At 32.4% G+C, this 21,027-nt stretch carries 19 protein-coding genes; 8 read left to right on the top strand and 11 right to left on the bottom strand.

The features are described 5' to 3' along the window. Positions 1–556: 556 nt before the first annotated feature. On the top strand, positions 557–1,369 hold the full coding sequence (locus tag LQ682_RS08480) for an NAD(P)H-hydrate dehydratase (RefSeq protein WP_064204303.1): 813 nt from the start codon (positions 557–559) through the stop codon (positions 1,367–1,369). A gap of 72 nt (positions 1,370–1,441) precedes the next feature. Here the strand turns inward: LQ682_RS08480 and gyrA are convergent, their stop codons facing one another. The 11 genes from gyrA to dnaA form a co-directional block, all read right to left on the bottom strand. Beyond that, positions 1,442–4,042: a DNA gyrase subunit A gene (gyrA, locus tag LQ682_RS08475; protein WP_182093669.1), complete on the bottom strand. Its 2,601-nt coding sequence runs from the start codon at positions 4,040–4,042 to the stop codon at positions 1,442–1,444. A gap of 33 nt (positions 4,043–4,075) precedes the next feature. Beyond that, positions 4,076–5,998, bottom strand: coding sequence for a DNA topoisomerase (ATP-hydrolyzing) subunit B (gene gyrB, locus LQ682_RS08470; RefSeq protein ID WP_064204301.1), 1,923 nt, complete (start codon positions 5,996–5,998; stop codon positions 4,076–4,078). 22 nt (positions 5,999–6,020) lie between these two features. Beyond that, complete coding sequence (gene recF / locus LQ682_RS08465) at positions 6,021–7,136, bottom strand: DNA replication/repair protein RecF (protein WP_103268576.1); 1,116 nt, start codon at positions 7,134–7,136, stop codon at positions 6,021–6,023. Positions 7,137–7,138: 2 nt separating this feature from the next. Then, entirely contained in the window at positions 7,139–7,360 is a 222-nt protein-coding gene (yaaA, locus tag LQ682_RS08460; protein WP_016999178.1) for a S4 domain-containing protein YaaA, read from the bottom strand. A gap of 195 nt (positions 7,361–7,555) precedes the next feature. Beyond that, positions 7,556–7,969, bottom strand: coding sequence for a disulfide oxidoreductase (locus tag LQ682_RS08455; protein ID WP_064204299.1), 414 nt, complete (start codon positions 7,967–7,969; stop codon positions 7,556–7,558). Positions 7,970–7,978: 9 nt separating this feature from the next. Further along, on the bottom strand, positions 7,979–8,716 hold the full coding sequence (locus LQ682_RS08450) for a DsbA family protein (RefSeq protein WP_182093670.1): 738 nt from the start codon (positions 8,714–8,716) through the stop codon (positions 7,979–7,981). 123 nt (positions 8,717–8,839) lie between these two features. Beyond that, on the bottom strand, positions 8,840–10,090 hold the full coding sequence (locus tag LQ682_RS08445; RefSeq protein WP_016999181.1) for an ABC transporter permease: 1,251 nt from the start codon (positions 10,088–10,090) through the stop codon (positions 8,840–8,842). Beyond that, positions 10,083–10,982: an ABC transporter ATP-binding protein gene (locus LQ682_RS08440; protein WP_239724112.1), complete on the bottom strand. Its 900-nt coding sequence runs from the start codon at positions 10,980–10,982 to the stop codon at positions 10,083–10,085. The genes LQ682_RS08445 and LQ682_RS08440 overlap by 8 nt, the downstream gene beginning before the upstream one ends. Positions 10,983–10,986: 4 nt before the next feature. Beyond that, positions 10,987–11,226 carry a helix-turn-helix transcriptional regulator gene (locus LQ682_RS08435; protein WP_016999183.1) on the bottom strand — a complete coding sequence of 80 codons (240 nt, stop codon included), beginning with the start codon at positions 11,224–11,226 and terminating at the stop codon, positions 10,987–10,989. A 132-nt stretch (positions 11,227–11,358) separates the two neighbouring features. Beyond that, entirely contained in the window at positions 11,359–12,492 is a 1,134-nt protein-coding gene (dnaN, locus tag LQ682_RS08430) for a DNA polymerase III subunit beta (protein ID WP_182093671.1), read from the bottom strand. 164 nt (positions 12,493–12,656) lie between these two features. Next, positions 12,657–13,997 carry a chromosomal replication initiator protein DnaA gene (dnaA, locus tag LQ682_RS08425; protein WP_016999185.1) on the bottom strand — a complete coding sequence of 447 codons (1,341 nt, stop codon included), beginning with the start codon at positions 13,995–13,997 and terminating at the stop codon, positions 12,657–12,659. A gap of 548 nt (positions 13,998–14,545) precedes the next feature. On the opposite strand from dnaA, the gene rpmH reads away from it, so the two are divergent. From rpmH to noc, 7 genes are all read left to right on the top strand, one after another. Next, on the top strand, positions 14,546–14,683 hold the full coding sequence (rpmH, locus tag LQ682_RS08420) for a 50S ribosomal protein L34 (RefSeq protein ID WP_016999186.1): 138 nt from the start codon (positions 14,546–14,548) through the stop codon (positions 14,681–14,683). 97 nt (positions 14,684–14,780) lie between these two features. Next, positions 14,781–15,125: a ribonuclease P protein component gene (gene rnpA, locus LQ682_RS08415; protein WP_016999187.1), complete on the top strand. Its 345-nt coding sequence runs from the start codon at positions 14,781–14,783 to the stop codon at positions 15,123–15,125. Positions 15,126–15,155: 30 nt separating this feature from the next. Next, on the top strand, positions 15,156–15,950 hold the full coding sequence (gene jag / locus LQ682_RS08410) for an RNA-binding cell elongation regulator Jag/EloR (RefSeq protein ID WP_016999188.1): 795 nt from the start codon (positions 15,156–15,158) through the stop codon (positions 15,948–15,950). Positions 15,951–16,067: 117 nt separating this feature from the next. Further along, complete coding sequence (gene mnmE, locus LQ682_RS08405) at positions 16,068–17,447, top strand: tRNA uridine-5-carboxymethylaminomethyl(34) synthesis GTPase MnmE (protein ID WP_182093672.1); 1,380 nt, start codon at positions 16,068–16,070, stop codon at positions 17,445–17,447. A gap of 14 nt (positions 17,448–17,461) precedes the next feature. Next, complete coding sequence (gene mnmG / locus LQ682_RS08400; protein WP_070044814.1) at positions 17,462–19,336, top strand: tRNA uridine-5-carboxymethylaminomethyl(34) synthesis enzyme MnmG; 1,875 nt, start codon at positions 17,462–17,464, stop codon at positions 19,334–19,336. A 1-nt stretch (position 19,337) separates the two neighbouring features. Next, positions 19,338–20,054, top strand: a complete 717-nt coding sequence (rsmG, locus tag LQ682_RS08395; protein WP_064204294.1) for a 16S rRNA (guanine(527)-N(7))-methyltransferase RsmG — start codon at positions 19,338–19,340, stop codon at positions 20,052–20,054. 41 nt (positions 20,055–20,095) lie between these two features. Next, positions 20,096–20,938, top strand: a complete 843-nt coding sequence (noc, locus tag LQ682_RS08390; protein ID WP_064204293.1) for a nucleoid occlusion protein — start codon at positions 20,096–20,098, stop codon at positions 20,936–20,938. Positions 20,939–21,027: the final 89 nt, after the last annotated feature.

The raw sequence follows: 21,027 nt of genomic DNA, 5'->3' as shown, positions 1-21,027 counted from the left end.
CCAATTCATTTTATTTATTAAATATTAGTATAAACTAATTATGTCGAAAGAATAAGTGCAGAATTAAAACTATAAAAATACACTTACAAACATCTCACATTCTATTATAAATATTGATTTGAAAGAGCGAAAAATTAAATTATCAAGGGGAGAAGTAGTATCTCCTCATATTAATAAAAAATACTATGTTATATTATAAAATCATACACAGATTCATGTTTTAAAAAATATATTGAAGCACACTTGTTTATTGATGTCTAAAATAGCTATAATTCTAAATAAATTCCCATTTATATAGAGGTCAATTCCAAAAAATCAATTGTCGATATTCAAAAATTATTTGATTATTCTCTACTTAATTGTTAATGATAAATCTACAAATATTTTAGATCAAATTATTATCAATTACGTTGCTTATATCGCTTTTTTTATAGAAATTTAGTTTGTTTCTTTTGGTTATACTAGTATCATAATGTTAAATTTAATAGAATATACTGTTCATTTCATAATTAAAGTGGCATAATAAATCGTACAATTAATTGAAGGTGGGTTAATTATGAAAACAATTTCGTCTGTTACAATTCCAAAAAGAGAGCAGGAATCTCACAAAGGCGATTATGGTAGGATTTTATTAATTGGTGGAAATGCTAATTTAGGTGGCGCTATTATGTTAGCTGCAAGAGCTTGTGTATTTAGTGGAAGTGGTTTAATTACAGTTTCTACACATTCATCAAACTTTGCTGCTTTACATTCACGTTGTCCTGAAGCAATGGTTTCAGATATAACTGACTTGAAAAAACTCTCTAAATTAATAGAACAATCAGATTGTATTTTGATTGGACCTGGACTCGGCTTAGATTTTAAAGGCAATAATACTTTAACGTTTTTATTCCAAAATATTCAGCCTCATCAAACGTTAATTATTGATGGTGATGCTATTACGATATTGAGTAAATTAAATCATACTTTACCAGAATGTGAAATTATCTTTACGCCCCATCAAAAAGAATGGGAAAGACTCAGTAATATACCAATCGAAGAACAAACTTATGAGAGAAATAAAGAAGCAGTCAAAGCATTAAATGCTACTGTCGTCTTGAAACAACATGGTACGGAATTATACTTTAAAGATCATGAATATAAATTATCTATAGGTACACCTGCTATGGCAACTGGTGGTATGGGTGATACTTTAGCAGGGATGATAACAAGTTTTGTAGGACAGTTTGATTTAGAAGAAGCGGTTATCAATGCTACTTATATGCATAGCTATATAGGTGAAAAACTTTCTAAAGATATGTACATTGTCCCACCATCTAAACTTATAGATGAAATTCCTTATGCTATGAAATCATTCGAAACAGAATAAAACATATAAAAATACTCCCTCCTAAAACTTCACTATAATAACAGTGACTATTAAGAGGGAGTATTTTATTTATTATTCTTCGTCGTCTTCATCGTCTTGTTTTTCAATATCTTTGTTTACACGATCCATGAAGTCTTCTCTTAGTTCTTCTTTTTCATTTGTATTCTCTGTTGCTGGTGTATCTAAAGTTTCTTCTAGTACACCTTCAATTGGAGATTCTGCTATTTCATTTTCATCTGGTTCAACTTTTGCAACTGTTGCAACTTGTTGGTTTTCACCTAGACGAATTAATCTAACACCTTGAGCGCTACGACCATTTTGAGAAATATCAGCGACATGTAACCTAATAATGACACCTGAATTTGTGACAATCATTAAGTCTTCGTCACCTGTTACAGTCGTAATACATACTAGACTACCATTTTTCTCTGTTAAAGTGGCAGTCTTAATACCTTTACCACCTCTGTTAGAAATTCGATATTGGTCAGCAGCAGTACGTTTACCATAACCATTTTCAGTGACGATTAAAATCTCATCTTGTTCTTCTTCGTCGGTAACGTCTAATCCAATTACTTCATCATTTTCTCTTAATGAAATACCTCTAACGCCTGCAGCAGTTCTACCTAATGGACGTAGTTTCGTTTCATCAAATCGAATTAATGAAGCATGTTTCGTTCCGATAATAATCTCTTTCGTACCATCCGTTAGTCTAACCGCAATCAACTCGTCGTCTTCTTTAAAGTTAATCGCAATCTTACCGTTTTTGTTAATACGAGAGAAATTCGATAGTTTAGAACGTTTTACAGTACCTTTTTTCGTAGCAAATACTAGGAAGTCTTCTTCACTAGATAGATCTTTAACTGCTATCATTGTACTGATTTTTTCATTTTTATCAATTTCTAAAGCATTGACGATTGGTAAGCCTTTAGACTGTCTAGACATTTCAGGAATTTCATAGCCTTTTAGCTTGTAGACACGACCTTTATTCGTAAAGAATAATACATTATCATGTGTACTTAAAGTTACTAACTGGCTAACGAAATCATCTTCGATTGTATTCATTCCTTGTACACCACGTCCACCTCTATTTTGAGAGCGATAAGTGGATACAGGTAATCGTTTAATATAGTTGTTATGACTTAATGAAATAACGATCTGTTCTTCAGGTATTAAGTCTTCATCTTCAATTTGATCAAGACCTGCAGCAGTTATTTCAGTACGTCTTTCATCACCATATTTTTCTTTAATCTCAATGATTTCTTCTCTAATAATTTCTAGTAATTTTTCTTCGTCATTTAAGATTTCTTTAAGTTCTTCGATAAGTTTTAGTAAATCTTGATATTCACTTTCAATCTTACCGCGCTCTAATCCTGTTAATCGACGTAGACGCATATCTAGAATGGCTTGTGCTTGTCGTTCAGATAATTTGAAATGATTTTGCAAGCCTTCCATTGCTTCTGCATCGCTTTGAGATTCACGAATCAATTTAATAATTTCATCAATATGATCTAATGCAATACGTAAACCTTCGAGAATATGCGCTCTATCTTGAGCTTTTTTCAAGTTATATTTCGTACGTCTAGTTACAACTTCTTTTTGGTGTTCTAAATAATGATATATTACAGAACGTAAGCCTAATAGTTTAGGTTTACCGTTAACAAGTGCAATCATGTTTACACCGAATGAAGTTTGTAATGGTGTTTGTTTATATAAGTTATTTAATATAACATTCGCATTAGCATCTTTTCTAACTTCAATAACAATACGAAGACCAACTTTTAAGCTTGTTTCATCTCTTAATTCTGTAATGCCTTCGATTTTTTTATCGCGTGCTAATTCTGCAATTTTTTCAATCAATCTTGCTTTATTTACTTGGTAAGGAACTTCTGTAACAATAATGCGTTCTTTACCGTTTTTCATTACATCAATTTCAGCACGAGCTCTCATTAAAACTGAGCCACGGCCTGTTTCGTAAGCACGTCTTATTCCGCTTCTACCCATAATTAAACCAGCAGTTGGGAAGTCAGGACCTTGAACGATATCCATTAATTCATTTGTTGTAATTTCTGGATTATGACTTAGCGCAAGAACGCCGTCTATTACTTCGTTCAAGTTATGCGGTGGAATATTTGTAGCCATACCAACTGCAATACCTGATGTACCATTCACTAACAAGTTAGGGAATCTAGCTGGTAAGACTACCGGCTCTCTCTCATTACCATCATAGTTATCTTGGAAATCAATTGTATCTTTATTAATATCTCTTAATAATTCACTTGTTATTTTAGCCATACGTGCTTCTGTATAACGCATTGCAGCAGCACCGTCACCGTCCATTGAACCAAAGTTACCTTGACCATCTACTAATGGATAACGATAACTGAAGTCTTGCGCCATACGTACCATTGCTTCATAAATAGATAAGTCACCGTGTGGGTGATATTTACCCATTACGTCACCAACGATACGTGCAGATTTTTTATATGGTTTGTCTGAGGTCATACCTTGATCGTTCATACCATACAATATACGTCTATGAACAGGTTTTAAGCCATCTCTAACATCAGGTAGAGCACGAGATACAATAACACTCATTGCATAATCTAAAAATGACTCTTTCATTTCTCTACTGATGTTACGTTCACTCACTCTTGATTGAGGTGTTTCAGCCATTAATTATATCCTCCTTAAATCGTAAATTGTGCTTTAAATATCTAACGTTGCGTATTCAGCATTTTCTTCAATAAATTGACGACGAAACTCAACAATATCTCCCATAAGCATTTCAAACGTTTCGTCAGCTTCTATCGCATCTGTTAGTGTTACTTGAAGCATTGAACGATTTTCAGGATTCATTGTTGTTTCCCACAATTGATCTGCATTCATTTCTCCAAGACCTTTATAACGTGCTATAGACAGTTTAGGTGTTGAGCTTAACTCTTCTTTTAATTTATCTAATTCTCTATCGTTAAATACGTAATATTTCTTTTTACCTTGTTCTACTTTATATAAAGGTGGTTGTGCAATATAAACATATCCCGCTTCAATTAACGGTCTCATAAATCTATAGAAGAACGTTAATAACAATGTTCTAATATGCGCACCATCTACGTCAGCATCAGTCATGATAACTAATTTATGATATCTAGCTTTACTAATATCAAATTCTCCACCAATACCAGTACCTAGTCCAGTAATCATAGAGCGTATTTCATTATTTCCAAGTATTTTATCAAGACGTGCTTTTTCAACGTTCAAGATTTTACCACGTAAAGGTAAAATAGCTTGTGTTCTAGAGTCACGACCTAATTTAGCAGACCCACCAGCAGAGTCACCCTCAACGATGTATAATTCACATTCATCTGGTTTTTTACTTGAACAGTCTGCAAGTTTACCTGGTAGACTTGAAACTTCTAATGCTGATTTACGTCTTGTTACTTCTCTTGCTTTTTTCGCTGCTAGACGAGCTCTTGACGCCATAATACCTTTATCTACAATGATTCTAGCTACATTTGGATTTTCAAGTAAAAATCTTTCAAATAGCTCTGAGAATAGTTTATCAACAATTTGACGCACTTCAGAGTTACCTAGTTTTGTTTTTGTTTGACCTTCGAATTGTGGGTCACTATGCTTGATAGAAACAACAGCAGTAAGACCTTCTCGAACGTCTTCACCTGAAAGCTTTTCTTCGCCATCTTTAAGAAGTTTATTCTTAGTACCATAACTATTAATCACTCTTGTTAATGCTCGTTTAAATCCATCTTCATGCGTACCACCTTCATAAGTGTGGATGTTGTTAGCATAAGTCAGTAAGTTAGTCGCAAAACCGCTATTATATTGAATTGAGATTTCGACTTCTACATCCTCTTTAGTATCATGAATGTAAATTGGATCATCAAATAAAACTTCTTTTGATTTATTTAATAATTCAACGTAAGACTTAATACCACCTTCGTAGTAATAAGAATCTTCGAGTATATTTTCATCGTCTCTTTCGTCTCTAAGCGAAATTTGTATACCTTTATTTAAAAAGGCTAACTCACGAATACGTTTTTGTAGAATGTCGTATTCGTATTCAGTTGTTTCTGTGAAAATTTCTTCATCTGCTTTAAAGCGAATTGCCGTACCAGTATAATCTGTTTCACCAATAACTTTTAAGTCGAATTGAGGAATACCTCTTTTATATGCTTGATGATATATTTTGTTATTAAGGTGTACGTAAACTTCTAGTTGAGAAGATAGTGCGTTTACGACAGATGAACCCACGCCGTGTAGTCCACCAGATACTTTGTATCCGCCACCGCCAAATTTACCACCAGCATGCAATACTGTTAATATAACTTCAACAGCAGGTCGTCCCATTTTCTCTTGAATATCTACTGGAATACCTCTACCGTTATCTGTTACTTTAACCCAGTTATCCTTTTCTATTATAAGTTCTATATGATCAGCATAACCTGCTAAAGCTTCGTCGATACTGTTATCAACGATTTCCCATACAAGATGATGTAAACCTCTTGATGCTGTAGAACCAATATACATACCAGGGCGTTTACGGACTGCCTCTAAGCCTTCTAATACTTGTATCTGATCTGCACCATAACTTACTTCGTTATTTTGTTCTGACACGTATTTCCACCTTCACTTTCATCTACTCAATAATATTGCCTTTAGATACGTTAAATACCTTGGCATCTTTCATGATTTCATGTTCTATACCATCTACGGACGTAGTCGTTACAAAAGTTTGGACCTTTTCTTGGATCGTACTTAATAAATGAGTTTGTCGTTTATCATCAAGTTCACTCAATACATCGTCTAATAATAAAATTGGATATTCACCAACTACTTGATTAATCAATTCTATTTCAGCTAGCTTGATAGATAATGCAGTCGTACGTTGTTGTCCTTGTGAGCCATAAGTTTGAACATTCATATCGTTAACATGAAAACTGATATCATCTCGATGTGGACCATATCTAGCACTTCCACGCTCTATTTCTTTATCCATAGATTCATTTAATAATTTACAAAAAGCATCTTTCAAATCTTGTTGATTATGATGCGTTTCAGCAAGTTTAATATTAGGTTCATATTGAACCTTTAGTTCTTCGTTTTGACTTGTAATTCCTTTGTGAATTACTGCAGCAATCTTCTCTAACTCACTTATAAAATGCGCCCGCTTCAATGTGACGTTTGCAGCTTCTTCTGAAAATTGTTCGTTAAATACTTCAAGCATTGTACGATCTTTCATTTTGCCAATTTGCAATTGTTTAAGGTAATGGTTTTTCTGTTTAAGTAATCTTTGATAATTTGATAAATGACTTAAATAAACCGCAGACATCTGACCGAGTTCCATATCTATAAAACGCCGTCTAATTTGCGGGCTACCTTTAACTATATTCAAATCTTCTGGTGCAAACAGTACCACATTTAAGTGACCAATATATTGCGTTAATCTACTTTGTTCTAGATGATTGACTTTCGCCTTTTTGCCTTTCTTTGTGATGATTAAAGAAATTGGCATTTTTCCATGACGATAACTAAGTTCACCTTCTATTTTACCATACTCTTCCCCAAACTGTATGAGTTCTTTATCATTCGATGTTCTATGGCTTTTTGCTAACGCTAAAGTATAGATTGATTCTAATAAATTTGTCTTACCTTGGGCATTTTCGCCAATCAAAATATTAACATTTGGATTAAATTGAAGTGTACACTTGTTATAATTTCTATAATGGGTTAAATTAAGTTCTCTTAATATCATATCTATTCACTTAGATGATTGATGCGAAATTGACCTTCAGAAGGAATTTCAATTAAGTCACCATCATGTAATTTCTTTCCACGACGTGTCTCACGTTCGCCATTAATCAGTACTTCTTCATCTTGGAGGAACCATTTAGCTTGACCACCCGTTCCAATGACGCCTTCATTTTTTAGGAATTGCCCTAAAGTAATTTCGTCTTCAACTGAGATATCTTGTACCATTATCTTCACTCCAATCTTAATTAGTCATCTCTATATTATACCTTTTTTTCACTAAAAAATCATGTTTTTAGGTACAATTCATTAAATCAAAAATAAATCTATAAAAAATTAAAATATAAAAGAAAAAACAATACGCTAATATTTAAAATAAAAAGGCTATCCACAAAGTCAAAAGACAATGGGACAGCCTTAGTATTATATTGTTTTATCTTTTTTAGTAAAAATTAATATCAAACTAACCAATAAAAATGCAAGACCTGCTAAAAATGGAATTGTAATAAATCCAAAGACATTTATATATTCAGATGAGCAAGGTACACCTTGGGTACATGGTTTGATTTCTGCAAAGCCAGGTACTTTTTGTTCTAAATAATGCCATGTCGAAATACATAGTCCAATTAAAGAAATTGATAATGCAATTTTTTTAACAGAATAATCATTTTGAAATGAGCCAATACCTGTAATTAACACCAATGGGTACATGCATATACGTTGATACCAGCATAGCGTACAAGGTATAAAACCACGTATTTCACTGAAATATAAGCTACCTAAAGTTGCAACTAAAGCTATTACCCAGGAAATAAAAAGTCCGTATTGTTGTTTCAAATTGACCACCTAATTTGATTTATTTTTCTTTTCGATAGCTTTATCTATAGCTTCAGAAATTTTGTCATAATCCATTGGATCTGATAATACTTTACCATCGACAACAACTGTCGGTGTTATCTCGACATCATATTTTTTCGTTAAATCTGCATCGCTATTCATTTGTTTGTATGATTCTGAATTACGATTTTTAACTAATTTCATAATTTGTTCTTTTTTATCTTTATCAATATCTAATCCATTGACGGCTTTTTTCACTACAGATTGTGTTAACCATTCATCATCACCCTGCATATCGTGATCGTCAGGTTGTGCTTCAAATAAAGCTCTGTGGTAGTTCCAGTATGCATCAGGTGCAACTTTATTTACAGCATGTGCTGAAGCTGCGCCAAGTTCAGAACCTTCACCATGGAACGGTGCATTAACAAATCTATATTCTACTTCGCCTTTATCAATATAATCTTTTTCAATTTTATCCATGAAATTTGTTTCAAATGCTTTACATGCTGGACATTTGTAATCTCCAAACTCTACAATTTGCACTTTAGCATCACCCTTTTTATGGGTTGGATTATTCTTTGTATCTTTAGATAAATCTTTAGCTTTAACTGTTCTTTCGAAGAGACTATCTTTTTCTTTGTCATCTCCGCTTCCACCGAACACGACAAGCATAACAATACCCGCAACTATAATTAGAATTGCAATCATAAGAAATATAATATTGCTATTACTATTTTTGTTTGCCATTTTAATCCCTCAATCTCTTTAGTGATAATATAAATTTTATACTATCGCTTACATAAATTCTACACGCTTCTGTAAAAAAACATTAAGGTTTTGTGACAAATGTATAGCACTTTTTATAATGAATTAATTTTTAGTCATGTTTAATGCATTTTTAAAGTTTTTAATAAGTCCTTTATCATAAGTTAACACACTGCCTCGATAAGTTTTTGCAGCGAATATTAATAAAAGGATACAAGTTACAATTGAAATAAGAATACCTAATAATATATGCCACTCTGGCGTAGTGTCAGAAATTGTTCTAAGCAACATAACCATTGGCGATAACAGTGGTACGAAGCTTGTTATCTTAACAAGCATAGTATCTGGAGTTCCAATACTAAACATAGCAATATAGAAACCAGCTAAAGAAATAAATGTTACTGGCATCATCGATTGTGCTAAATCTTCTATACGGCTCGTTAAAGCCCCTAGAATAGCCGCTAAGGTAATATAGGTAATTACCCCTATAATTAAGAAAACAAGCCCATATACGATGATTCTTGTAGTCTCAGGACCAAATTCCACACCGACTGCATCAAATAAGCCTTTTAAATCAAAAGCAAATATGCTAATTACAATGGCTAAAATAATAAAGAATATTTGTGTAAAAGCTACTGCTATCACAGATAATATTTTAGCTGCGACATGAATAGATGGTTTAACGCTCGTCACAATCATCTCGATAACTCTAGTAGTCTTCTCAGTAGCAATTTCTGTACCGATTTGATTCGCATAATTCAACGTAATGAAAAATGATAAGAATAGGATGATGTAAACGATAGCTATATTTAAAGCTTGTACTTTCGGTTTAACATCACTTGATTGTTTTTCGTCATCTTTTGACTTAATTTCTTTAGTTTGTACATCACTTGGCGTATTAAGTGCCTGTAAGTCTTTCTCTGATAAATCTAATTTTTGAGCAGTTAACGATGATTGCATTTGACTTAATGTTGTTTGTAAAGTCATTTTCTCATTTTCATCAACTGAACCTTTTTCATAAATTGTGCCATTTAATTTTTCATTTTTTATTTCAACTTGAATAAGGCGGTCGTATTTATCATCTTCCACACCTTTTTTTCCTTTTTCCAGTGATACTTTTTCAACTTTTTCTACATCATCATCTTGTTTATATTGTTTTTCTAACCCTTTATAAATCATTTCGTTATCTGTTTGAATTGCAACTGTTTTGGAACTATTATCAAAGAAATCGACAATTTTATCCACATTACTTAATGCAAAGATTAATAGCATAAATAATGCAGTCATAATAATAAATGATTTACTTTTTACTTTTTGTAAGTACGTTAAATTAAATGTAGGCCAAAACTTATTCATGTTGATCACCAACCTTAGCTATAAAGATATCATTCAGAGATGGCTCAGCAACTTGGAATCGTTTAAGATAACCAAGTTTAATTGCTTGATTATATATTTCTTCAGCATATCTTTCATCAGTAATTCTGATTTTAACGCCTTTTTTCGTATTCTCAAATGCTTCAATTCCCTCGAAATCTTTTAAGAATGAAAAATCATGATTCCCCTCAATGTATATATCTTTTTTGCCAAAGTCATCTTTCACTTTATCAAGAGAACCAGAAACAACTGCTTTTCCTTTACTCATAATACATATATAATCACAAAGTTCTTCAACCTGTTCCATTCTGTGTGAGCTGAATATAATCGTTGTGCCGCGTTCTTTTAATTCTTTAACAGCTGATTTTAATAATTCAACGTTTACTGGGTCTAAACCACTAAATGGTTCGTCTAATATAAGCAATTCAGGTTTATGTATGATAGCTGCTATAAGTTGTACTTTTTGTTGATTACCTTTAGATAGAGCGTCTATTTTTTTATCTTTATTTTCAAATGCATCAAATCTTTTTAGCCAATAATCAAGTTCTTGATCAATGTCTTTTTTATTCATGCCTTTTAATTCTGCTAAATATCTAATTTCTTCAAATACTTTTAATTTTGGATGCAAGCCTCTTTCTTCTGGTAAATAGCCGATTTTATTAGTCATTTTGTAATCAATCGGTTTATCATTAAATTTCACAACCCCAGTTGTTTTAGGTAGTAAGCCTAAAATCATGCGGAAAGTAGTTGTTTTACCAGCACCATTCCCACCTAAAAAGCCATACATTGTTCCTTTCGGTACTTCTAAACTGACATCTTGCACTGCATTAAAGTCATTAAACTTCTTAGATACATTTTCGATAATTAATGTCATAAGTTTACTCCTTTTTACTAGATTGAATATCCGCTTGTGAGATATTCTCGTCATCTTCAAAGATGAATAATTCATCAATCGTTACGTTAAACACTTGTGAAAGTTTATGTGCCAACACTAAAGTTGGATTGAATTTATAACGTTCAATTGAATTAATTGTTTGTCTCGACACATTGACTAATCGAGATAATTCACTTTGAGTCATTTTTCTTTCAGATCTAAATTCATAAACCCTGTTTTTCAATTAATCACTTCCTGTCAAGTTAACTTTACAATAAATCAATTTTTTTAGTGTGTCAAGTGAACTTGACATCTATTATAAAAAAATGAGGAACCCCTATTAATAAAGGATTCCTCAAGCTATAACTAAATATAATTAATATGTTCTAATTGGTAAAATCAATTGAATAACTGACTCGTCATCTTTTGGTTTAAGTATGAATGGTCTCATTGTTCCAAAGAATTCTACGTGTACATCATTGTTATCAATTGCTTTTAATGCATCCATCATATATTTAGAGTTAAAGGAAATTTTTAAAGATTCCCCTTCAACTTCTTCAGTAGTAACTTCTTCTTTTACAGTACCAATTTCTGGAGATGTAGAAGATAATTCTAATTTGTTAACGTCTGTAGATAGTTTAATAACATTGTTTCCACCTTCACGTGCTAATAGTGATGCACGATCAATTGCATGATAGAATTCGCTATTATTCACACCTAATTTTGTTTCATAATTTTCAGGGAATAATCTTGTTGTATCAGGATAGTTACCTTCTAGTAATCTTGAAATAAAGTTAATGTGTCCAACTTTAAATAACACTTGGTTACTAGCAAAGAATATGTTGATATCATCTTCTGAATCCGAAACAATCTTGTTCAATTCAGATAATGCTTTACCTGGAATGATTACATTTTTATCTTCTATGTCTTCATCTTCTAGTTTAAGCTTTCTTAATGCAAGTCTGTGTGAATCTGTTGCAGTACAGATAAGTTCTTTGTCTTGTATCAACCAGTTTACACCTGTCAACACTGGACGTGTTTCTGACGTGGACACAGCAAAGTTTGTTTGAGCAATAATATTTTTTAGTACTTTAATTGGTAATTTAATGGCATCATCTTCTGATACTTGTGGTAATAACGGGTATTGATCTGGGTCTAATCCACTAACATTAAATTCAGAATGACCTGAAGTGATTAATGTTTTGAATTGATCATTTGTTGATAGATTTACTGTTTTACCTGGTAATTTCTTAACGATATCAACAAAAAAACGTCCTGGAAGTACTACAGAACCTTTTTCTTCTATGTCTACTATTTTTTCACCATCAATATTTTCTTGAATTGTAATTTCAATTGATATTTCAGAATCTGATCCTGTTAATATAATACCTTTATCTGTTGCATCAATTTTAATTCCTGTAAGTATTGGTAATGTAGTTCTTGGTGAAATGGCTTTTAATGTATCATTCAATTGATTAAGAAAGTAATCTCGTTGAATTGTAAATTTCATATCTTATAAACTCCTTCCAGTCGTTATATATTAATTATATATCTTTTAAATTCGTAGTAATAGTAATAGGGGCTGTGGATTGGTGGATAACCTGCTTTAAAATGCGATATAAAAGTTATTCACATGTTGATAAACTGTGTATGGATGTGAACAACTTATCCACATTATCCACGTATTTGTTTTTCTAGTTGTTCTAAATCAGTCTTTAGTTCTGGATTATTTTCTATATCATTTCTAATTTTTTCATGAGCATGAATCACTGTAGTGTGATCTCTTCCTCCGAATTCTTCACCAATTTTAGGTAATGAGAAATCAGTAAGCTCTCTTGAAAGATACATTGCAATTTGTCTAGGATATGCGATAGATTTAGTACGTTTTTTGGCTGAAAAGTCTTCGATACGCACGTTATACATTTTTCCGACAACTTGTTGAATATCTTGAATCGTAATCTTAGTCGATCTAGGTGTCGAGATGATGTCTTTTAGTGCTTCAGCAACTAAATCAGTATTAATCGGTTTGTTTCTTAATTTAGAATAAGCCAAGACTCTTGTTAAAGCACCTTCTAATTCACGAATGTTCGATTGAATAGAATTCGCTATATAAGTAAGAGCTTCAACTGGTAAATCAAGGTTTTCTTCTTCAATTTTCTTCTGTAAAATTGCCATTCTCGTTTCAAAGTCAGGCGGTGTGATATCTACAATTAAACCCCATTCAAATCGAGTTCTTAAGCGATCTTCTAATGTTGGAATTTCTTTTGGTGGTCTATCACTAGAAATAACAATTTGCTTTTTGTTTTGATGTAAATCATTAAAAGTATGGAAAAATTCTTCTTGTGTTTGTTCTTTCTTTTGAATGAATTGAATATCGTCTATTAATAGTACATCGATATTACGATATTTATCTCTGAAGCTTTCTGTATCATTTTTTCTGATAGATTTGATAAATTCATTTGTGAATTTTTCACTAGATGTATAAAGAACATTAGCGTTTGGATTTTGTTCTAATACATAGTGACCAATAGCGTGCATTAAATGTGTTTTGCCTAGGCCAACACCACCATATATAAATAGAGGGTTATAGGCGTTTGCAGGTTCCTCAGCTACAGCTAATGAAGCGGCGTGTGGAAATTGATTTCCTGGACCGATAACAAATGTATCAAAAGTGTTATTACTATTTAATTGGCTATTTGTTACTTCTTCATTTTCTTCAATTGTCTTACTTTTTGCAGGTTGTTCAGTAAAATCTTCACTTTCAAGATCGTCTTCTGATATAAATTTAACTTGAACTCTGTCGCCTATGACATTATAGATAAAATCTATGACATGTTCATGATATTTATTGGTTAACCACTCAGCTACAAAAGGACTTTGTGCTACAACTATTGCACGATTACTATCAATTTGATGTAGGTAAGTTCCTTTAAACCAAGTATTATAACCAGCAGAAGCGATTTGATCTTCGGCAATTGCTAATACCTGTTCCCAAATTTCTTCTTTTGAATTCATAAAAGTCCTCTTTCTAAAATTTTTATTGAGTTATACACATAAAATTGAATTGTTAATAAAGAAATACACAAGTTGTGAATAGTTATCCACAACTTACTCACAAACGGTGGATAACTATTTATTCCAATTTCCTTGTCCACAATCTTTACATGCAAGAATCTAACTAAGAATGATAGTAATATCAACGGTTTGTATAACTTATCCACACAATTATACTTTTAAACAAAAGGAGTTGTCAAATGCCTGTGAATATGTGAGGAATTGTTAGATTATGTTGTGAATAAAAAATAAATTTTAATAATTATCCACAAAATGATTAAAATTCACTGTGGATAAGTGGATAAGTATTATTTTTTACATTTTAAAATTCTGCTTGATTTTTAAAAATCATTTTGTTATAGTTTAGTAGTTATTGAAATTGTGACATTTCACGTGTATGGTATAAATAATTTTGAAATTAATCTTCTGATATATATAAATGAATATCATACAAGCAATTAACTACTATTTAATTAGATGTTAAGAATAAATAATGGAGGTGTTCTTAAATGGTAAAACGTACGTATCAACCAAATAAACGTAAACACAGTAAAGTTCATGGCTTCCGCGCTCGCATGAGCTCAAAAAACGGCCGTAAAGTATTAGCTCGCCGTCGTCGTAAAGGTAGAAAAGTATTATCAGCTTAAGATCACTGAAGAGCAGTGGTCTTTTTTTTGTTTTAATTGATGAAATTGTTTTGTATAATAAACAATAATTAAGTGATGTATTGTGGAGTGGATGTTTGTGGAAAAGGCTTATCGTATAAAGAAAAATAGTGATTTTCAAAGAATATATAAAAAAGGTAAGTCAGTTGCTAATCGTCAGTTTGTTATTTATACTTCAGAAAATGATTGTGAACACTTTAGACTTGGCATCAGCGTCTCAAAAAAATTAGGTAATGCTGTTACTAGAAATAGAATAAAAAGGTCAATTAGAGAGTGTTTTAAAGTTCATAAAGAAAATATCATTCCGAAAGACATCATTGTTATTGCTCGTAACCAGGCAGTAGACTTGGAAGTACTCGAAACAAAGAAGAGTTTAGAGCACGTGTTGAAGATTGCTAAAGTTTTTAATAAACGTATTCCCTAAGTATTTTAATAATTACTAGGAGGTTGCAGTATGCTTAAATCAAACTATGAAGGACAATCAGTAGAACAAGCACTACAACAAGGTTTAAAAGATTTAAATGTTCAAGAGCAACAAGTAAGAATCGATGTAATAAATGAAGGTAAAAAAGGCATTTTTGGTTTTATGAAGCAAGATGCTCGTATTGAATTAACGATTATTGATCCAGAATTAAAAGAGTTTAATTCAATAGAAGATTTAAGAAATCGAAATCAACAAAATGAACAACAAACGCGAGATCTAGATGAAGATACAGAAAGCAACAATATAACAGAAGATAATGAAAATACCGTATCAGAAGATAATTCCAATCATTCTCAGAATGAGAAGAAAAACGCGTTAAATGACATCGCAGACCAAACATTAGAGTATATATTGAATATCATTAAAGAAATGAATATTAATGTAGAAGGGTCTTATAAAATTAAATCTAATACATTGTATATCGATATGTCGTCTGATCAAGCTTCCTATATAATAGGTAAAAGAGGGCAAGTGTTAAATGCCTTACAAACTGTCGGACAAAATTATATGCATCAATATATTAAAGGATATTACACGTTAATATTAGATATTGAATCTTATCGAGCGAAACGTAAAGAAACATTAGAGCAGCTAGCTATAAATATGGCTAAAAAAGCTAAACAAACGAAGAGACCAGTTAAGTTAGAACCAATGTATAACTTCGAAAGAAAGATAATGCATCAGGCATTAAGTAAAGTTGAAGATATCGAAACATACTCTGAAGGAAGAGAACCTCATCGATATTTAGTCATCAAGAATAAATGATAATGGTCGGAGTGAGTTATCTCGCTCCGCATTTTTTCGAACAATATATTCGAAAATTGTAACAAAACCATTTACAATCAAAAGAATGAATAGCATGAATGGTGGAGGAGAAAAATAATGGAACTAGATACAATTACAAGTATCTCTACGCCTATGGGTGAAGGCGCAATCGCAATTGTACGTTTAAGTGGTCCGGATGCGATAAGTATCGCTGATAGTATATATAAAGGGAAAAAACAATTATCAGAAGTCGATTCACATACGATTAATTACGGACATATTTTGAATCCTGACAGTGGCGAAATTGTTGAAGAAGTAATGGCGGCTGTTATGAGAGGGCCTAAGACTTTTACAAGAGAAGATATCGTAGAAATTAATTGTCACGGTGGTCTAGTAACTGTTAATCGTGTACTTGAATTAACGTTATCAAATGGAGCAAGAATGGCGGATCCGGGTGAATTTACAAAGAGAGCTTTCTTACATGGTCGTATTGACTTATCACAAGCAGAAGCAGTGATGGATTTCATACGTTCTAAGACGGAACGCGCATCCAAGGTAGCCTTAGGGCAGATGGAAGGGCGTCTAAGTGAACTTATAAAAGGGCTAAGGCAATCTATACTAGAAATACTAGCACAAGTTGAAGTTAATATAGACTACCCTGAGTATGATGACGTAGAAGAAGCAACATCTCAATTTCTATTAAAAGAAGCTGCTAACATAGAGCAAGAAATCGATAAATTATTAAAGACAGGTCAACAAGGGAAAATTATGAGAGAAGGCTTGTCTACAGTAATAGTAGGTAAACCAAACGTTGGTAAGAGTTCAATGCTTAATAATTTAATTCAAGATAATAAAGCAATCGTTACAGAAGTAGCAGGGACGACTAGAGACGTATTAGAAGAATATGTTAATGTTCGTGGTGTGCCTTTACGATTAGTGGATACAGCAGGTATTAGAGAAACAGAAGATATCGTAGAAAAAATTGGCGTTGAAAGATCAAGGAAAGCTTTGTCAGAAGCAGATTTAATATTGTTCGTATTAAATTATAATGAATCACTGACAGAAAGTGATTACCAATTGTTTGAAGCTATTAAAAATGAAGACTTCATAGTTATTATAAATAAAACAGATTTAGAACAGCACCTTGATATGGATGAGCTGAAAGAGATGATAGGTGACCATCCTATCGTCCAGACATCGATGGTAGAACAACAAGGTATTGAAGAGTTAGAACAAAAGATATCAGAATTATTCTTTGGTGGACAAGTTCAGTCACAAGACATGACTTATGTATCTAATTCAAGACATATTGCACTGTTAAAAGACGCGAAGTCTTCAATTAATGACGCAATTCATTCAGCTGAAGAAGGCATTCCAATAGATATAGTACAAATTGATTTAATCAAAACTTGGGAATTGCTAGGTGAAGTTATAGGTGAAGAAGCAAGTGAATCACTTATTGACCAATTGTTTAGCCAATTCTGTTTAGGAAAATAAAAGGAGGAAAAATTTTGACACAAAAATATGATGTTATTGTTGTCGGAGCAGGGCACGCTGGTGTAGAAGCAGGATTAGCTTCAGCGAGACGTGGCGCAAAAACTTTAATGCTTACAATTAACTTAGATAGTGTAGCGTTTATGCCATGTAACCCATCAGTTGGTGGTCCAGCAAAAGGTATAGTTGTAAGAGAAATTGATGCACTTGGTGGACAAATGGCTAAGACAATTGATAAAACACACATCCAAATGCGTATGTTAAACACTGGTAAAGGTCCAGCAGTACGCGCATTACGTGCTCAAGCAGATAAAGTATTATACCAAGAAGAAATGAAACGTGTATTAGAAGATGAGCCTAACCTTGATATTATGCAAGGTATGGTAGAACGTTTAATTATAGAAGATGATGTAGTAAAAGGCGTGGAAATGGTTATCGGCACTCAATATCTAGCTGATTCTGTTGTATTAACAACTGGTACATTTTTACGTGGTGAAATTATTTTAGGTAACTTAAAATATTCAAGTGGTCCAAACCATCAAATGCCTTCAATCACATTAGCAGACCATTTAAGAGATTTAGGTTTCGACATAGTTCGTTTCAAAACTGGAACACCACCTCGTGTTAATGGTGGGACAATTGATTACAGTAAGACTGAAATTCAACCAGGTGATGATGTAGGTAGAGCATTTAGTTATGAAACGACAGAATATATTTTAGACCAATTACCATGTTGGTTAACTTATACGAACGAACAAACACATAAAGTGATTGATGATAATTTACATCTATCAGCAATGTATTCAGGCATGATAAAAGGTACTGGTCCAAGATATTGTCCGTCAATTGAAGATAAATTCGTAAGATTTAACGATAAACCAAGACACCAACTATTCTTAGAGCCTGAAGGTCGTAAAACTCAAGAAGTTTATGTACAAGGTTTATCTACAAGCTTACCTGAAGAAGTACAACGTAAAATGTTAGAAACAATACCGGGACTTGAAAAAGCAGATATGATGAGAGCCGGTTATGCTATTGAATATGATGCAATTGTACCTACACAATTGTGGCCGACATTAGAAACTAAATTAGTTAAAAACTTATTTACTGCAGGTCAAATTAACGGAACTTCTGGTTATGAAGAAGCGGCTGGTCAAGGTTTAATGGCTGGTATTAATGCGGCAGGAAAAGTATTAGGTAAAGAAGATGTTGTATTACGTCGTTCTGATGCTTATATCGGTGTATTAATTGATGACTTAATAACAAAAGGCACAAATGAACCATATCGTCTATTAACATCACGTGCTGAACACCGTTTATTATTAAGACATGATAATGCCGATTTAAGATTAACAGATATCGGTTACGAAATTGGTATGATTTCAGAAGAACGTTATGCTAAATTCAATCAAAAACGTGAAAGTATCAAAGCTGAACAAGAGAGATTACAATCTATTCGTATTAAGCCGAATGAACATACACAAAGTGTTATTGAAAGCCGTGGAGGTTCAGCACTTAAAGATGGTATATTAGCTTTAGATTTATTACGTAGACCAGAAATGGATTACAATGCTATCATGGAAATCTTACAAGAAACTTCTCCAGTTAATGAAGACATCCAAGAACAAGTTGAAATTCAAACGAAATATGAAGGTTACATTCAAAAATCATTAGCTCAAGTTGAGAAAGTTAAACGTATGGAAGACAAAAAAATACCTCTGAATATTGACTATGATGCAATCAATAGTTTAGCTTCTGAAGCAAGAGAAAAACTTAAAGAAGTTAACCCGTTAGATATTGCACAAGCATCTCGTATTTCAGGTGTTAACCCAGCAGATATATCTATCTTACTTGTTTATATTGAACAAGGTAAAATCCAGAAGGTGGACTAAAATGAACGAACAAACTTTTATCAACTCATTAAAAGATTCAGGTATTACACTTACTGATCAACAATTAAAACAATTTGAGACATATTTTGAAATGTTAGTTGAGTGGAATGAAAAAATTAACTTAACAGCAGTAACAGAAAAAGAAGAAGTGTATTTAAAGCACTTCTTTGATTCTGTGACACCTGCTTTTTATGTAGATTTTAATGAAATCGAATCTATTTGTGATGTAGGAGCTGGAGCCGGTTTTCCAAGTATTCCACTTAAAATTATATATCCACACTTACAAATAACGATTGTAGATAGCTTAAATAAACGTATTAAGTTTTTAAATGAATTAGCTAATAAACTTGAAATAGATAAAGTGAATTTTGTACATGATAGAGCAGAAACGTTTGGCAAAGGACAATACCGTGAAAGCTTTGATTTAGTAACGGCACGCGCTGTAGCAAGATTATCTGTATTGAGTGAGTTGTGTTTACCATTAGTTAAAAAAGGCGGGCAGTTTGTTGCATTAAAAGGTTCTCAAGGCGATGAAGAATTAGATGATGCACAGTTTGCAATTTCAGTGTTAGGTGGAAAATTAAATAAAGTTTATGAATTTAAACTTCCATTAGAAGAAAGCACAAGACAAATAATTGCGATTGATAAATTTAAACAAACACCTAAGAAATATCCAAGAAAACCAGGAACACCTAATAAAGAACCTTTAACAAAATAATTTCCTGGGAAATACGTAAGAATGAAAGTGGGTAGATTGAAATGAAAAAACCTTTTTCTAAATTATTTGGACTTAAAGACAAAGAATTAGAACACATAGAAGAAGCAAGAAATGAAGGCAACGTCGCGATAATTTCAACAGAAAAAATTGTGCCTAACCGTTATCAACCGAGAAAAGTTTTTGATGAGTCAAAGATAAAGGAATTAGCGCAGTCTATTAAAGAACATGGATTGTTACAACCAATTGTAGTTCGTCCAATAGAAGAAGGTATGTATGAAATTATTGCAGGTGAACGCAGATTTCGCGCAATTAAACATAACGATCTACCTGAAACTGAAGCCATCATAAAGCCCTTAAATGATAAAGAAACTGCAGCTGTGGCACTTATAGAGAATATTCAACGTGAAAATCTTTCAGCTATAGAAGAAGCAGAGGCTTATAGAAAATTACTTGATTTAGAAGGAATAACACAACAAGACTTAGCTGTAAGCATGGGGAAAAGCCAATCATTCATAGCAAACAAATTAAGATTGTTAAAACTATCAGAGCCCATCGTCATATCATTACAAAAAGGTGAAATTACTGAAAGACATGCAAGAGCTTTGTTGGGATTAGAAGATGAAGAACAACAAGATGTCTTAACGGCTATTCAGTCACAAAATTTAAATGTTAAGCAAACTGAAGATCGTGTAAAAAAAATACGAGGATCTGAAAAAGTAAAAGCTAAACAATTTCAATTTGAACAAGATATAACTGAAGCAATTGATGCACTTGGACAAAGTATTAAAAATGTTGAAAAAGAAGGCATCAAAGTAAAACGTATAGATGAAGAACATAAAGACTTTTATGAAATTACGATTAAAGTTTATAAAAGGAATTCTTAAATATAATATATGAATTATGACTACCACCAAATTATTTATTATTTTGATGGTAGTTTTTTATTATTACTTATCCAATCGTATAAGTAGTG

This window comes from Mammaliicoccus sp. A-M4, assembly GCF_022386955.1.
GTDB lineage: Bacteria > Bacillota > Bacilli > Staphylococcales > Staphylococcaceae > Mammaliicoccus > Mammaliicoccus lentus.
This window is presented reverse-complemented; position numbering and strand designations above follow the sequence as displayed.

Bases quoted from the DNA above. Each gene is read 5' to 3' on its own strand.
- recF (WP_103268576.1), bottom strand. From the start codon at position 7,136: ATGATATTAAGAGAACTTAATTTAACCCATTATAGAAATTATAACAAG.
- dnaN (WP_182093671.1), bottom strand. From the start codon at position 12,492: ATGAAATTTACAATTCAACGAGATTACTTTCTTAATCAATTGAATGAT.
- noc (WP_064204293.1), top strand. From the start codon at position 20,096: ATGAAAAAACCTTTTTCTAAATTATTTGGACTTAAAGACAAAGAATTA.
- yaaA (WP_016999178.1), bottom strand. From the start codon at position 7,360: ATGGTACAAGATATCTCAGTTGAAGACGAAATTACTTTAGGGCAATTC.
- LQ682_RS08480 (WP_064204303.1), top strand. From the start codon at position 557: ATGAAAACAATTTCGTCTGTTACAATTCCAAAAAGAGAGCAGGAATCT.
- jag (WP_016999188.1), top strand. From the start codon at position 15,156: ATGCTTAAATCAAACTATGAAGGACAATCAGTAGAACAAGCACTACAA.
- LQ682_RS08445 (WP_016999181.1), bottom strand. From the start codon at position 10,090: ATGAATAAGTTTTGGCCTACATTTAATTTAACGTACTTACAAAAAGTA.
- LQ682_RS08450 (WP_182093670.1), bottom strand. From the start codon at position 8,716: ATGGCAAACAAAAATAGTAATAGCAATATTATATTTCTTATGATTGCA.
- rpmH (WP_016999186.1), top strand. From the start codon at position 14,546: ATGGTAAAACGTACGTATCAACCAAATAAACGTAAACACAGTAAAGTT.
- mnmE (WP_182093672.1), top strand. From the start codon at position 16,068: ATGGAACTAGATACAATTACAAGTATCTCTACGCCTATGGGTGAAGGC.
- LQ682_RS08440 (WP_239724112.1), bottom strand. From the start codon at position 10,982: ATGACATTAATTATCGAAAATGTATCTAAGAAGTTTAATGACTTTAAT.
- rsmG (WP_064204294.1), top strand. From the start codon at position 19,338: ATGAACGAACAAACTTTTATCAACTCATTAAAAGATTCAGGTATTACA.
- gyrA (WP_182093669.1), bottom strand. From the start codon at position 4,042: ATGGCTGAAACACCTCAATCAAGAGTGAGTGAACGTAACATCAGTAGA.
- dnaA (WP_016999185.1), bottom strand. From the start codon at position 13,997: ATGAATTCAAAAGAAGAAATTTGGGAACAGGTATTAGCAATTGCCGAA.